This window comes from Collinsella aerofaciens (assembly GCF_020181355.1).
Taxonomy (GTDB): Bacteria; Actinomycetota; Coriobacteriia; order Coriobacteriales; family Coriobacteriaceae; genus Collinsella.
This window is the reverse complement of the sequence record NZ_CP084004.1, coordinates 1,694,869-1,708,699: the sequence shown is the minus strand read 5'-3', so window position 1 is coordinate 1,708,699 and position 13,831 is coordinate 1,694,869. Positions and strand designations below refer to the sequence as shown.

The 13,831-nt window shown below is 62.4% G+C and carries 8 protein-coding genes and 1 tRNA gene; 1 reads left to right on the top strand and 8 read right to left on the bottom strand.

What is annotated here, in order from left to right; translation table 11 throughout:
• Positions 1-108: 108 nt before the first annotated feature.
• A complete protein-coding gene (locus LCQ44_RS07380) occupies positions 109-1,197 on the top strand; it encodes a M24 family metallopeptidase (protein WP_225093479.1) in 1,089 nt (362 codons plus the stop codon).
• A gap of 351 nt (positions 1,198-1,548) precedes the next feature.
• Here LCQ44_RS07380 and LCQ44_RS07375 read toward each other — a convergent pair whose 3' ends face one another.
• The 8 genes from LCQ44_RS07375 to LCQ44_RS07340 form a co-directional block, all read right to left on the bottom strand.
• Positions 1,549-2,913 carry a bifunctional folylpolyglutamate synthase/dihydrofolate synthase gene (locus LCQ44_RS07375; RefSeq protein ID WP_422110594.1) on the bottom strand — a complete coding sequence of 455 codons (1,365 nt, stop codon included), beginning with the start codon at positions 2,911-2,913 and terminating at the stop codon, positions 1,549-1,551.
• 258 nt (positions 2,914-3,171) lie between these two features.
• Entirely contained in the window at positions 3,172-5,868 is a 2,697-nt protein-coding gene (locus tag LCQ44_RS07370) for a valine--tRNA ligase (protein WP_225093477.1), read from the bottom strand.
• 211 nt (positions 5,869-6,079) lie between these two features.
• Positions 6,080-7,486: an ATP-dependent Clp protease ATP-binding subunit ClpX gene (gene clpX / locus LCQ44_RS07365; RefSeq protein WP_225093476.1), complete on the bottom strand. Its 1,407-nt coding sequence runs from the start codon at positions 7,484-7,486 to the stop codon at positions 6,080-6,082.
• A gap of 1 nt (position 7,487) precedes the next feature.
• Positions 7,488-8,108: an ATP-dependent Clp protease proteolytic subunit gene (locus LCQ44_RS07360; RefSeq protein ID WP_022095182.1), complete on the bottom strand. Its 621-nt coding sequence runs from the start codon at positions 8,106-8,108 to the stop codon at positions 7,488-7,490.
• Between the two features lie 163 nt (positions 8,109-8,271).
• Positions 8,272-9,573, bottom strand: a complete 1,302-nt coding sequence (tig, locus tag LCQ44_RS07355) for a trigger factor (RefSeq protein WP_225093475.1) — start codon at positions 9,571-9,573, stop codon at positions 8,272-8,274.
• A gap of 88 nt (positions 9,574-9,661) precedes the next feature.
• Positions 9,662-9,745, bottom strand: a tRNA-Leu gene (locus LCQ44_RS07350).
• 140 nt (positions 9,746-9,885) lie between these two features.
• On the bottom strand, positions 9,886-12,717 hold the full coding sequence (locus LCQ44_RS07345; RefSeq protein ID WP_225093474.1) for a molybdopterin-dependent oxidoreductase: 2,832 nt from the start codon (positions 12,715-12,717) through the stop codon (positions 9,886-9,888).
• Positions 12,717-13,631, bottom strand: coding sequence for an FAD binding domain-containing protein (locus LCQ44_RS07340; protein WP_161145192.1), 915 nt, complete (start codon positions 13,629-13,631; stop codon positions 12,717-12,719). The genes LCQ44_RS07345 and LCQ44_RS07340 overlap by 1 nt, the downstream gene beginning before the upstream one ends.
• Between the last annotated feature and the right edge of the window lie 200 nt (positions 13,632-13,831).

Here is a 13,831-nt window from a genome sequence, read left to right as displayed (position 1 = left end):
GGGCGCGCATGGGATGCAAAGGAGTGTCCCGAGGTGACGGCATAAAAGGAACGTCCCTATGTGCCGGGCTTGGGATACCATGGTGGCAGCCTAGCGAAAGGATGTTTCATGGCACATGTCGATGACCAGCGTGTGGCACGCGTGCTCGATGCGCTCGAGGCTCAGCACCCCGGCGCACAGCTGCTCGTAAACGACCCGTGGTCGATCTATTACCTGACCGGCTTTTATGCCGATATGCTCGAGCGTTTTTGCGGCGTGCTGCTCGCGCGCGATTGCGAGCCCGTGATCATGGTCAACGCCCTACATCAGCTGCCCGAGTACGACAATGCCCGCGTCGCCTACCACACCGATACCGATATCGTGACCGACGCCATCGCGAGTGAGATCGACCCAGCCAAGCCGCTTGGCATCGACACCGTCATGCGTTCCGGCTTTTTGATGCCGCTCATGGAGCGCCACGCCGCAAGCGAGTTTTTCCTGGGTGACTTTGCCGTCACCGCCGCACGCACCTACAAGGATGCCGCCGAGCAGGAGCTTATGCGCGTGTCCTCGGCCGCTAACGACGCCGTGATGGCCGATGCGATCAAGCTCGTCCACGAAGGCGTGACGGAACGCGAAATTGCCGACCAAATGCTCGGCCTGTACCGCAAGCACGGCTGCGAGGACTTTAGCTTTCCGCCGATCGTGAGCTTTGGCGCCAACGCCGGCGACCCGCACCACGAGCCCGACGACACCGTACTCAAGCGTGGCGACGTGGTGCTGTTCGACATCGGCGGGCGCCATCGCAACTACTGCTCGGACATGACGCGTACGTTCTTTTGGGGCGAGCCGGACGAGGAGACCGTACGCATCTACGATATCGTTCGCCGCGCCAACGAGGCCACCGAGGCGCTCATCGCACCGGGCGTGCGCATGTGCGACCTGGACCGTGCCGCGCGCGACGTGATTGAGGACGCGGGCTACGGCGAATACTTTACGCATCGCCTGGGTCACTCGATCGGCCTGCAGGACCACGAGCCGGGCGACGTCTCGCTCGTCAACGAGCAGGTCGTAGAGCCGGGCATGACGTTCTCCATCGAACCGGGCATCTACCTCCCCGACCGCACCGGCGTCCGCATCGAGGACCTTGCCCTGGTCACTGAGAACGGTGTCGAGATCCTCAACGCCTACCCCCACGATCCGGTCCGCCTAGACTAGGCAATGCGGCAAAGGGGCTGTCCCTTTGCCGCATCCTGCCAACGATTCGCCACGAAAGCGGGCTATCTACTACGTTTAACCCGCATGGGTCGACCATGCGGGTCTTTTTTAAAAACGAGTAAGCCGTCTACCTGCGGTTTTGATTTCACGATTTTCCGTGTGGTCGAGGGTAGTCGCCAAAACGTAGTAGATAGCCCCATTTCGTGGCAAGCGAGTCAACTCGGGGCACAGGGCAGCTAAAAAAGCCCCGTCCCAAATTGACTGCTTTTGAGTTGCGGTGATATACGGACTGTTTGAGGCTTCTGGCTTGTAAAACAGTCCGTATTTCACCGCAACTGATGAGGGGATGGGTTAACGGAGCAGCCCCGCTACTTCGCCGGCTAGGGTGATGGTGCCGGCGGCTACGAAGGGCTCGCCCGCGGCATCGAAGGCAGCGAGGGCCTCGGACACGCTCGGGTATACGCCCGCGAGCTTATCGGCACCCACCAGGGCAGCGAGCTCCTCTGCCGGCAGGGCGCGATCGGAATCGGTCTGGGTCACGACCGCGTGGGGGAACGCCGGAACCAGAACGTCAACGATACCCGCCACGTCTTTATCGGCCAGCGCTGCACACAGCAGCGTGGGGCGGTTCTCCACGCACGGATCGATCTCGTCCAGCGCGCTCACAAAGTTCTCGCAGCTCTGAGGGTTATGGCAGGCGTCGATCAGCTTGAGCGGATCGGTTCCCAGCACATCAAAGCGACCCGGCGTGGGGCAGCCCATAAGCGAAGCGTCGAGCGCATCGTGGTCGAGCTCGCGGCCAAGATAGCCCTCGCACAGCATAATCGCGCACGCAGCATTCTGCGGCTGATACGCCGGCTTGACCATGCTCGACGTATAGATGGCACGCGGCGTAGTACAGCTAAACTCCACGGTATCGCCTACATGCGCCGGTACCTTGGTCGTGGAATGGCTCACAACCAGCGGCACCACACCGCACTCGCGGCAGCGCGTATCCATTACGCGCTGAACGCTCGGCTCATGCGTGCCCTCGCCCAAAACAACCAATCGCCCAGGCTTAATAACCGCAGCCTTCTCCCCCGCAATGGCCTCGAGCGTATCGCCCAAAATACGTGTGTGATCGAGCCCAATACCCGTAATGGCAACGGCCACGGGATCAGTCGCACTCGTAGCATCCCAGCGTCCGCCCATGCCAACCTCAAGCACGGCAACATCCACGCGAGCCTCGGCAAACACCACAAGTGCAGCAGCCGTCAAAAGGTCAAACGGCGTGATGGTATAGGCGCGCTCCCCCGCCGCCACACGACGGGCATTCACTCGATGCCCCGCCTCAACAGCGGCCGAAACGCCACGGGCGAATGCCTCATCGCTCACGACGCATCCATCGACTTCCATGCGCTCGGGATAGCGTACCAGCTGTGGCGACGTATACAGCGCGGTCTTGAGCCCCTCACCATGAAGAATGGCAGCCGAAAAACGCGTAGTCGAAGTCTTGCCATTGGTACCGGCGACCTGAATGCAATCGAAATACTCGTCCGGACGTCCCAGCTCATCAAGCATATCGACAACTGTCTCAAGCAGAGGCCCAGCATCCCCAGAAATCCGCCCCGTATCAGCAGCAAGCCCAACAGCTTCATCAAACGAAAGCAACTCAAACGAGAACGGCACAGAATACGACCCAGAACGCTTAGCCATAACCCAAAGTCCCCTCAACATAAAAAGAGGCCCGAATCAACAACGAGCCCCTCCCATTCAAAATATCAGCCAAACACCGCTTTGCAGCGAGATCAAGGCCACGACCAAGTGGCCCTAACCCACCAGTTGCAAACAACCACGTAACCGCACTAGGAGCGGCCCGACGCTTTGCTCGATACAAGTTCCGCACGCAAAGGACAGCACTTAATGTGCTGTCCGTCTTGCGCAGGACTGTCCGCAGTAGCGAGCAAAGCGTCGGGACGCGCCCCCGAGTAAACCTTACGAGAAGTCAGCAACCTGAGCAGTCAAAGCCGCCAGGATCTCCTTGAGCTCAGCTGCACGGTCCCTCTTCTTCTGGACCACCGCGGGTGCGGCCTTGGCCACAAAGCCCTCGTTGGCAAGGGTCTTCTCGCAGCCAGCAAGCTCCTTCTGGGCCGCGGCGATCTCCTTCTCCAGGCGTGCCTTCTCGGCCGAAAGGTCAACCTTGCCCTCGAGCACCACAAAGACCTCGACACCGCTATCGACCACGGCAATGCTCGCAGCCGGCTTCTCAACATCGGTGCCCATGACCAGCGAAGCGGTGTTCGCCAGCGGCTCAATCGTGGAGCGCAGGCTCTCGAGCTTCTCGATGTCCTCGGCACCGGCGCGCACGACCACGTCGAGCTCCGCCTTGGGGCTTAAGCGATAACGCGAACGGGTGGCACGGGCGGCGGAAACGACGGCACGGCACAGCTCAAACGCGCGCTCGGCGGGCTCGTCGACGTACTTGGCGTAGTCGGCGGGCTCGGGCCACTTGGCGATCATGAGCGCCTCGGCGCGGTTCACGTTGCCCTCGGCGTCCAGGTCGAGCACGCTCGCCGGCATGTTGTCCCAGATCTCCTCGGTGACAAACGGCATAAGCGGGTGCATCAGGCGAATGGAGGTGTCGAGCACAAAGATCAGGTTGCGCTGCGCCTGTAGACGGCCCTCGCCCTTCAGACGGGCCTTGGTGACCTCGACGTACCAGTCGCAGACCTCGTTCCAGAAGAACTGCTGCACGCCGCGGGCCATGTCGCCAAAGGTGTAGTTCTCAATACCCTCGGTGACCATCTTCACGGCCTTGGCCAGGCGGCTGAACATCCAAGCGTCGGCCGGCGTCTCCACGACAGGCTCGCCGGGCGTGTAGCCCTCCATGTTCATGAGCAGGAAGCGGCTGGCGTTCCAGATCTTGGTCACAAAGCTCTTGGCCTGGTCGGTACGCGGGCTGTCGATGAGCTTCTTGGTCTTCTTGTCGATGTTCGCGTCAAACTTGACGTCCTGGTTGTTGGTGCACAGCGTGAGCAAGTTGAAGCGCATGGCGTCGGCGCCGTACATGCCAATGAGGTCCATGGGGTCAACGCCGTTGCCCTTGGACTTGGACATGCGGCTGCCGTCCTTGGCCAAGATCGTCGGGTATATGACGACGTCCTTAAACGGCACCTCGTCCAAGAAATACAGCGAACTCATGACCATGCGGGCGACCCACAGCGCGATGATGTCGCGTGCGGTGACGAGCGCCGTCGTGGGGTGATGGCCCTCGAGCAGCTCCGGCTTTTGCGGCCAGCCCTGCGTGGCGAAGGTCCACAGCTGCGAGCTGAACCAGGTGTCCAGCACGTTCTCGTCCTGATGCACGTGATGGCCGCCGCACTTGGGACACACATCGGTGTCCTCGGTGAGGGCGTCCTCCCAGCCGCAGTCCTCGCAGTAGAACACGGGAATGCGATGGCCCCACCACAGCTGGCGCGAGATGCACCAGTCCTTGAGGTTCTCCATCCAGGTGGTGTAGGTCTGCGTCCAGCGCGCGGGGTGGAAGGTGACCTTGCCGGAGTTGACGGCGTCGAGCGCCGGTCCCTTGAGCTTGTCGACGGCCACAAACCACTGCTCGGACAGCCACGGCTCCAGCGCGGAGTCGCAACGGTAGCAGTGCATGACGGAGTGGTCGAGGTCCTCGACGTGATCGAGCAGGCCGTGCTCCTCAAACCACTTGATGACGGCCTCGCGGCACACCTCGCGGTTCATGCCGGTGAACTCGCCGTAACCCTCGACGACCACCGCGTGCTCGTCGAAAATGTTAATCTGCGACAGGTCGTGGGCCTGACCCATGGCATAGTCGTTGAGGTCGTGGGCCGGTGTGACCTTGACAAAGCCGGAACCGAAGTTGGCGTCAACGTGGTAGTCGGAGAAGATGGGGATCTCGCGGTTGACGATCGGCAGCATGACGGTCTTACCCACGAAGGCGGCCTTCTCGGGGTCCTTCGGGGAGACGGCAACGCCCGTGTCGCCGAGCATGGTCTCGGGGCGCGTGGTGGCGACGACGATGTAGTCCTGGCCGTTGACCGGCTCGGTCAGCGGGTAGCGCAGGTGCCACAGGTGGCCCTTCTCGTCCTTATACTCGGCCTCGTCGTCCGAGATGGCGGTGGTGCAGTTGGGGCACCAGTTGACGATACGCTTGCCACGGTAGATCAGGCCGTCGTGGTACCAGTCGCAGAAGACCTTACGCACGGCCTGGGCGTAATCCTCGTCCATGGTGAAGCGCTCGTTGTCGAAGTCGACGGAGCAGCCCATGCGCTTGATCTGCTCGACGATGATGCCGCCGTACTCGTGGGTCCAGTCCCAGCAGGCGTCGACAAACTTGTCGCGACCGATCTCCAGGCGGCTGATGCCCTCGCTCTTGAGCTTCTTGTCGACCTTGGTCTGCGTGGCGATACCGGCGTGATCGGTGCCCAACACCCAGCGCGTGGACTTGCCGCGCATGCGAGCCATACGGACGATGGCGTCCTGGATGGAGTCGTCGGTAGCGTGGCCCATGTGGAGCTTGCCGGTCACGTTGGGAGGCGGAATGGTGACGGTGCAGTCGCCCACGCCCTCGCGGCGCTTATAGTAGCCGCCGTCGAGCCACTTCTGCAGGATCGCCGGCTCGTTGGTCGACGGATCGTAATTCTTGGGCATTTCTTCCATATATCTCTCCCTGTCCCGCCGGGGAGGAATGTAGGCCCGCTAGGGTCTGCATTCCTCCCCTTAGGTATCGATTACTTCAGTCTGATATGACTTCGCTGAGGCTTAAACAAACACACAGAATAACACAGGTAGTTGGGGTTATTGCGTATATATAAAATAGCCTCCGACCGCGGATGGTCGGAGGCTATTTGCAAGCACGTTTTTGGCTGGTTTACCCGTAGATGCGTTGGGGCTGTTCTTCGCCCTTAACCGCCGCTTCGGTTACGACGACCTTAGCGACGCCCTCCTCGCTGGGAAGGTCGAACATCGTCTGCTGAAGCACGTCCTCGCAGATGGAGCGCAGGCCGCGGGCGCCGGTCTTGCGGGCAAGCGCCATGCGGGCGATCTCGTGCAGGGCAGCGTCCTCAAACTCAAGATCGACATCCTCGAGCTGGAACATCTTGCGGTACTGGCGCACCACGGCGTTCTTGGGCTCGGTCAGAATCGAGACCAGGTCGTCCTCGTCGAGCGCCTGCGTCTGGGTGACAACGGGCGTACGGCCCACGAACTCGGGGATCATGCCAAAGGCGTTGAGGTCCTGCGGAAGCACCTGGCGCAGCAGGTCGTTCTCGTCGACCGAGGTGGGGCCGGCGATCTCGGAGTTAAAGCCCACGCCCTTGTTGCCCACGCGATCGGCGATGATCTTGTCCAGACCCACAAAGGCACCGCCGCAGATAAACAGGATGTTAGTCGTGTCGATCTGCAGCAGCTCCTGCTGGGGATGCTTGCGGCCACCGGTAGGCGGAACGCTGGCCACCGTGCCCTCAAGAATCTTAAGCAGCGCCTGCTGCACACCCTCGCCCGAGACATCGCGGGTAATGGAGAGGTTCTCGGCCTTGCGGGCAATCTTGTCAATCTCGTCCACGTAGATAATGCCCACCTGAGCGCGCTCAATGTCGCCATCGGCAGCATTGATGAGCTTGAGCAGGATGTTCTCCACGTCCTCGCCAACGTAACCAGCCTCGGTGAGCGCGGTGGCATCGGCGATGGCAAACGGCACCTCGAGGATGCGCGCGAGCGTCTGGGCCAGCAGCGTCTTGCCGGTACCGGTGGGACCGAGCAGCAGGATGTTGGACTTGGCGAGCTCCACCTCGTCCATGTCATCGTCAAGCTGCGAGTCCAAACCGTCGTCAAAGGCCGAAAGCGCAGCACCGCCCTCGATGACGCGGCGGTAATGGTTGTACACGGCAACCGACATGGCGCGCTTGGCGTCCTCTTGGCCCATGACATAAGCCGAAAGCTCGTCATAGATCTCGTGCGGCGTCGGCACGTGCGTGATGACCTGGCGGTCGTCCTCGAGCTCAAAGCCCTCGGCCTCGGGGTCCACGGCGGGCTGGGATGCAGCCTGGCCGTGGTCGTTGAGAAAGCCCGGCAGCTTGCCGTTGCGAGCGGCGTCCATAAAGTCCGAAGCCAGCGACTCCTCCAGAATCTCGGAACAGGCGGCGACGCACTCGTCACAGATAAAGATGTTGGTCGGACCCTTTACGAGGCGACGGACCTGCCCCTGCTCTTTTCCGCAGAAGGAGCAGCGGATGGGGTTGCCATTCTCGTCAAAGTTGTCCTGCATGTTTCCTGCCATCCTAGGCGTCCTTCGCGGCGAGATCGCGCGAGGTGACGATACGGTCGATCAGGCCGTAGTCGAGGGCCTCGGCAGCGGTCAGGTAGTTGTCGCGCTCGGTATCGGCCTGGACCTTCTCGATGGGCTGGCCCGAGGCATCGGACAGGATCTGATTGAGCTCGCGGCGGGTCTTCTTGATCTCCTCGGCAACGATCTCGATCTCGGTCTGCTGGCCCTGGGCACCGCCGCTGGGCTGGTGAATCATGACCTTGGAGTGCGGCAGGCAGAAGCGCTTGCCCTTGGCGCCAGCCGAAAGCAGCACGGCGGCCATGGACGCAGCCATACCGACGCAGATGGTGGAGACCTGCGGCTTGATAAAGTTCATGGTGTCAAGAATCGCCAGGCCGGAGTAAACCTCGCCGCCGGGCGAATTGATGTAGAGCGAGATATCCTTCTCGGCATCCTGGCTCTCAAGATGCAGCAGCTGGGCAACGACCAGGTTGGCGCTGACGGAGTTGATCTCCTCGCCCAAGAAGATGATGCGGTCGTTGAGCAGGCGCGAATAGATATCGTAGCTGCGCTCGCCGCGCGGCGTCTGCTCGATAACGTATGGCACGAGGGCGGAATCGAACTTAGCGATCATACGCATCTCCATTTCTCTCTTGCGGACCAAATTGGTTCTAGATAAACGTACGGTGCCCGCATGCTATGCATTGGCTGGCACCGTACGAAGCAACCGGATAACCGGTGTATAACTTTACCCCATCACAGGCGCACGCATGCGCTCGCGGGCAAGGTGGCGAGAATTACTCGGCGTCCTTGGCGGTCTCGTCGACCTCGGTCACCTTGGCGTTCTCGACCAGGTGGTCGACGGCCTTGGAGCGACGGATGGACTCACGGACGGCAGGCATGCGACCATCGGCGATGAACTCGGCCTTGGAAGCCTCGACGTCCTTGACGCCGGCCTTCTCGAACTCGGCGTTGATGTCGTCCTCGGTGACCTCAATCTTGAGCTCACGGGCGAGGGCGTCGAGCGCCAGGGACTCACGGGCAACGTCGTTGGCCTGCTTGTGCAGGTCGCCGATGAACTGCTCCATGGTCAGGCCGGAAGCGGGCAGCCAGGTGTCCAGCGTCATGCCGCGGGCAGCGAGGTTGGACAGGAAGTTCTGGCCAAGCTCCTCAAAGACGGACTGCTCGTAGTCGGCATCCATCTCGTCGAGCTGCAGGCGCTCGGCGAGAGCGGAGACGCAACGGTTCTCCTTCTCGGCCGGGAGGCGGGAAGCCTTGTCCTGCTCGATCTCGATCTTGATGGCGTCGCGCATAGCGTCGATGCTGTCGAAGCCAAAGTCGGACTTGACGAGCTCGTCGGTGAGCTCGGGGGTGTTGCGGACCTTGATGCCCTTGACGGTGACCTCGACGGTGTGGGTCTCGGCCTCCTCGCCCTCCTCGGCCTCGTCGGTCCAGGTGACGGACTTGACGTCGTCAACGTTGGTGCCGATCAGAGCCTCGTTGAACTCGGCGGGGTTGCTGTCGCTACCGGCGATGAGCATACGGCCCTCGGCGGCGAAGTTATCGGCGTTCTCGACGGCCTTGAGGTCGACGGTGACGTAGTCCTCGGCCTCGACGGCGCGACCCTCGACGTCCTCGAAGGTGGCACGGTAGTTGAGGAGCATCTCGACCTGGTTGTTGATCTCGGACTCGGTGACCTCCGCAGGGGGCATCTCGATCTCGACGGCGTCGAAGGAAGAGAGCTCGGCAGCAGGACGCAGGGAGAACTCGACGGTGTAGGTGTAGTCCTCGTGATCCTTGGCGAGGTCGAGCTCCTTGTAGTCACCGTTCTTGGTGGGGACGATGTCCAGCTCGTTGAGGACGGCGGGCTCGTTGGCGGCGATCAGGTCGTTGGTGGCCTGAGCGAGGGTTGCCTCGGCGCCAAGAGCGGAGTCGATGACCGGACGGGGAGCCTTACCGGCACGGAAGCCCGGGAAGCGGTACTTCTTGGCGGTATCCTTGTAGGCCTTCTTGATCGCGGCGTCGACGTCGGCGGCCGGGATGGTGACCGTTGCGGTGAGCTTGGCGTCCTTGACGTCAGAAGCGGTGATGTTCAACACGTTCCTCCTCATACTGCCCAGCTTATCTGAGGTGCTGGTACCTTTATGCAACAAAGAGTCGCGACGGCCGAAGCCGACGCAGATGCGTTGGTGCGGGCGAAAGGACTCGAACCTTCACGGGAATCCCACCAGAACCTAAATCTGGCGCGTCTACCAATTCCGCCACGCCCGCATGAGCGCACAGACTAGGAATGATAGCAGATACGAACGACAAGCGCACGCACACGTTTTACAGGCTCACGACCTCACCACGAGTGCGAAAGGCGGGGCGAGTTGCCCCGCCCCGCCAATTACGACTTGTTCGCCGACCCGCTACTCCCCCAGCAGGGCCTTCTCGGGCGTGATGGGCAGTGAGCGAACCTGATGGCCGGTGGCGTGCGCCACGGCCGAGGCCACGGCGGCGAGCGGCGTGTTGATGACGACCTCGCCGATCGACTTGGCGCCAAACGGGCCCGTCGGCTCGTAGCTCGGCTCAAAGGCCACGCGAATGCTGCCGATATCCAGGCGCGTGGGCAGCTTGTAGCTCATAAAGTTGCCGGTGCGTAGGCGACCGCGGTCGTCGTGCTCGACAATCTCGTAGAGCGCGTGGCCGATACCCTGGGCAATGCCGCCCTCGGCCTGGACGCGCGCGAGCGCCTCGTTGATCACGGTGCCGCAATCCACAGCCGCCGCGTAGTCCACCACGGTCACCTTGCCGGTGGCCTTGTCGACCTCGACCTCGGCAATGCCGGCCATAAACGGCGGAGGCGAAACGGGCAGGCAGGCAGAAGCATGCGAGGTGAGCGCGTCGCCGCCCGCGATGTTCTTGACGCACAGGTTGGCAAAGTCGCGCAGCGTGAGGTAGCGGTTCTGCTCGCGCGCGGCACGCTCGTCGGACAGGCGCACGTACTGGCCGTCGAAGACCACGTCGACGGCGTCCACGTCCCACATCTGGGCGGCCTTGGCGCAGATCTTCTCACGCAGCTCGCTTGCGGCGTTCTTGGCTGCCAGGCCCGTCACGTAGGTACCGGAGCTCGCGTACGAGCCGGCGTCGAACGGCGACACGTCGGTATCCACGCCGCGCACCACGATCAGCGAGCTCTCCACGCCCAGCTCCTCGGCGGCAATCTGCGCCAGGATCGTGTCGACGCCCATGCCGTTATCGGTGGCGCCGGTGCCGATGGTAATGAAGCCGTCCTCTTCCAGGCGCATGTCGATACCGGCTATATCCACGTTGGAAATGCCAGAGCCCTGCATGGTGAGCGCGCAACCCAGGGCGCGCACACGGTCGCCCAGGTCCACGGCCAGCGGCTTGTCGCGCCAGCCGACCATGTCCATCGCGCGCAGCAGGCAGCGGTCGAGCGCGCAGGCGTTGAGCTTCTCGTTGTAGTACTGCGGCATGATCTCGCCCTCGCGCACGATGTTCTTAAGGCGCAGGTCGGCGGGGTCCATGTGCAGCATGTCGGCGAGCTCGTTGACGGCGCTCTCCACGGCAAACTGGCCCTGGGTGGCACCGTAGCCGCGATACGCGCCGCCGCGGTTGGTATTGGTGTAGACAGCGTCCCAGCTAAAGCGGCTCGCCTTCACGTGGTTGTAGATGGGCAGGCTCTTGTGGCCCGACAGGCCGATCGTCGTGGTAGCGTGCTCGCCGTACGCACCGGCGTTGGACAGCGTATGCAGATCGATGGCCGTGATGGTGCCGTCGTTCATGGCACCCAGCTTAACGGTCATCTGCATCTGGTGGCGCGAGTTGCCCGCGGTGATGGTCTCCTCGCGGGTGTAGCAGCAATAGCTCGGACGGCCGGTCTGCTGGGTCACAAACGCCACGAAGATCTCGCAGCAGCCCGTCTGCTTGGAGCCAAAGCCGCCGCCGATGCGCGGCTTAATGACCTGCACCTGCGACTGCGGAATGTCGAGCGACTGCGCGACCATGCGGCGCACGTGAAAGGGCACCTGCGTGGAGGTGGTCACCGAGATGCGGCCGAACGCGTCGGTCGTCGCGAAGGCGCGGAAGGTTTCCATGGGCGCGGTCTGCGTGGCCTGGCTGGTGTAGGTGCGCTCAAAGACGATGTCGCTCTGGGCGAAGGCCTCGTCCAGGTCGCCAAAATCGCTGGTACCGCTGCACACCAGGTTGCGCGGGACATCGCCGCCCTGCGGGAACATAAAGGTCACGTCGCCCTCGGGGTGGACCACGATGTCGTTATCGAGTGCCTTGGTAAAGTCGAGCAGCGGCTCGAGCACCTCGTAGTCGACCTTGATGAGCTTGAGTGCCTTGTCGGCAGCCTCCTCGGTCTCGGCAGCGACGATCGCCACCTCCTCGTTTTGGTAGCGCACAAGGTTCTCGAGAATCAGGCGGTCGTAGGGACTCGGCTGCGGATAGCTCTGACCGGCGATAGTAAAGCGGCGCTTGGGCACGTCCTCGTAGGTGTAGACGCCCACGACGCCCGGCACCTTAAGGGCGCGAGACGTGTCGATGGAGCGGATCTTGGCGCGGGCATAGGGGCTGCGCTTGAGCTTGACGATCAGGGCGCCGGCGGGCACCATATCGCCGGTGTAGACCGGACGACCCTCGAGCAGGGCCTTCGAGTCCTTCTTGGGCTGCTTGTGGGTGATCTGCTTGTAGGAGACGCCGTCAGAGCTCGTGTCGTTGACGGGCAGCTCGGGCATCTCAAAGCCAACCTGCACGCCGGACTCGTTGAGGAAGCGCACGATAGCGCGCAGCTGGCTCTCGTAGCCGCTGCAGCGGCAAAGGTTACCGGCAAGCTGACGTGAGAGCTCCTCACGCGTGGCGACGAGGCTCGGGTCCTCCTTGGCGGCGCGGGCAAGCACCAGCACGTTCATGATAAGGCCGGGGGCACAAAAACCGCACTGCTCGGCGCCTTCGGCAGCCATCGCACGGGCAAGCGCCTCGGACTCGGCCTTGAGGCCCTCGAGCGTGGTGATGGAGCGGCCCTCGACGCGCGCGGCGGGAACCGAGCAGCTCAGAACCGGGTCGCCATCGAGCCACACCGTGCACAGACCGCAGTTGGTGGTCTCGCAGGCACAGCGCACCGACGCGCAGCCCTGCTCGCGCAGCAGCGCAAAGAGCATGGTGTCGGGGGCAATCTGAACCTTGACCTTGCGGCCGTTGAGCGTAAAGGAAAGATCGATGAGTTTGGCAGCCATTAGCGCACCTCGCTAGAATCGACGCCGGGCACGCGGCGGCAGGAATACTCATCCGTGGCAAACTTAGGAATCTGCACGCCCTCGAGCTCGTGCGCAAGCGCGGCCGAAAGCTCGATGCCGGCGGCGCGACGCACGGCCTGAATCGCCAGCGGGGCCGAGATGCGGCGGCGGTAGTCGGCCGAGCCCCACAGGTTGGTGCCATAGCTCAGCGCGCGTACGGACGCGGCCAGGGCGCGCAGCTCGTCCTCTGAAGGCTGCTCGTTCACCAGGCCACATGCCTCGCCCTGCAGCAGGGTCGCGCGCAGCGGGCGGGCGCCCACGGTGACATGCCAGCTGTTGTCCCACCAGGCGGCGGTGACGTTTAAGGAGGGGAAGTCAGTCGCGGCCTTGCGCACGGCTTCATAGCTCGCACGGTAATCGTGCTTAACGACCACGACGTGCTCGATCACGTCGCGCACATAGCCCATGTCCACGAACTCGGCGAGCGGCACGCGGCCGGCGCCCGTCAGCTCAACATACGAATCGAGCGCCAAAAATGCCGAGAGCACGTCCGAAAAACCAAAGCGACCGTAAATGCTGCCGCCCACCGTGGCGGTGTTGCGCAGCTGCACGCCCACGATATCGTGGACGGCGAACTCAAAGACATGGTTGACAAGCGCGTTGAGCCCGGCATGGCGCTCGAGCTGGCGCAGGGTACACATGGCACCGATGCGAAACTCGGTCTCGGTCTCCTCAATCTGATCGAGTCCGCAGGCCGAAAGGTCAATCGCCGTCGCCACGCGACGCGAACCCAGGCGCATCCAAATGCCACCGCTCACAATCTTGTTGTTGCGGTTCTTCTGTAAGAGCTCATAGGCTTCGGCCGCGTTTCCAACACGGACGTAGGTACCGAACTTGAGCACGTTCTCCCCCATCTCTTCACTTGTCCAGTACGTTTAAGTGTACCAAACGAGGGGCCGCACACCGTTTTAGGACAAAATCCACCCACCCATCCATAACTTGCGGTGATATACGGACTGATTAGTCGTTCTGGAACGCAAAACAGTCCGTATATCACCGCAAGTTATGAGGAGTCCTCCGGGATAGAAAAGGCTCCCAGCCGGAATGGCTGGGA

Bases quoted from the DNA above. Each gene is read 5' to 3' on its own strand.
- clpX (WP_225093476.1), bottom strand. From the start codon at position 7,486: ATGGCAGGAAACATGCAGGACAACTTTGACGAGAATGGCAACCCCATC.
- LCQ44_RS07360 (WP_022095182.1), bottom strand. From the start codon at position 8,108: ATGATCGCTAAGTTCGATTCCGCCCTCGTGCCATACGTTATCGAGCAG.
- LCQ44_RS07345 (WP_225093474.1), bottom strand. From the start codon at position 12,717: ATGGCTGCCAAACTCATCGATCTTTCCTTTACGCTCAACGGCCGCAAG.
- LCQ44_RS07380 (WP_225093479.1), top strand. From the start codon at position 109: ATGGCACATGTCGATGACCAGCGTGTGGCACGCGTGCTCGATGCGCTC.
- LCQ44_RS07375 (WP_422110594.1), bottom strand. From the start codon at position 2,913: ATGTTGAGGGGACTTTGGGTTATGGCTAAGCGTTCTGGGTCGTATTCT.
- LCQ44_RS07370 (WP_225093477.1), bottom strand. From the start codon at position 5,868: ATGGAAGAAATGCCCAAGAATTACGATCCGTCGACCAACGAGCCGGCG.
- LCQ44_RS07340 (WP_161145192.1), bottom strand. From the start codon at position 13,631: ATGGGGGAGAACGTGCTCAAGTTCGGTACCTACGTCCGTGTTGGAAAC.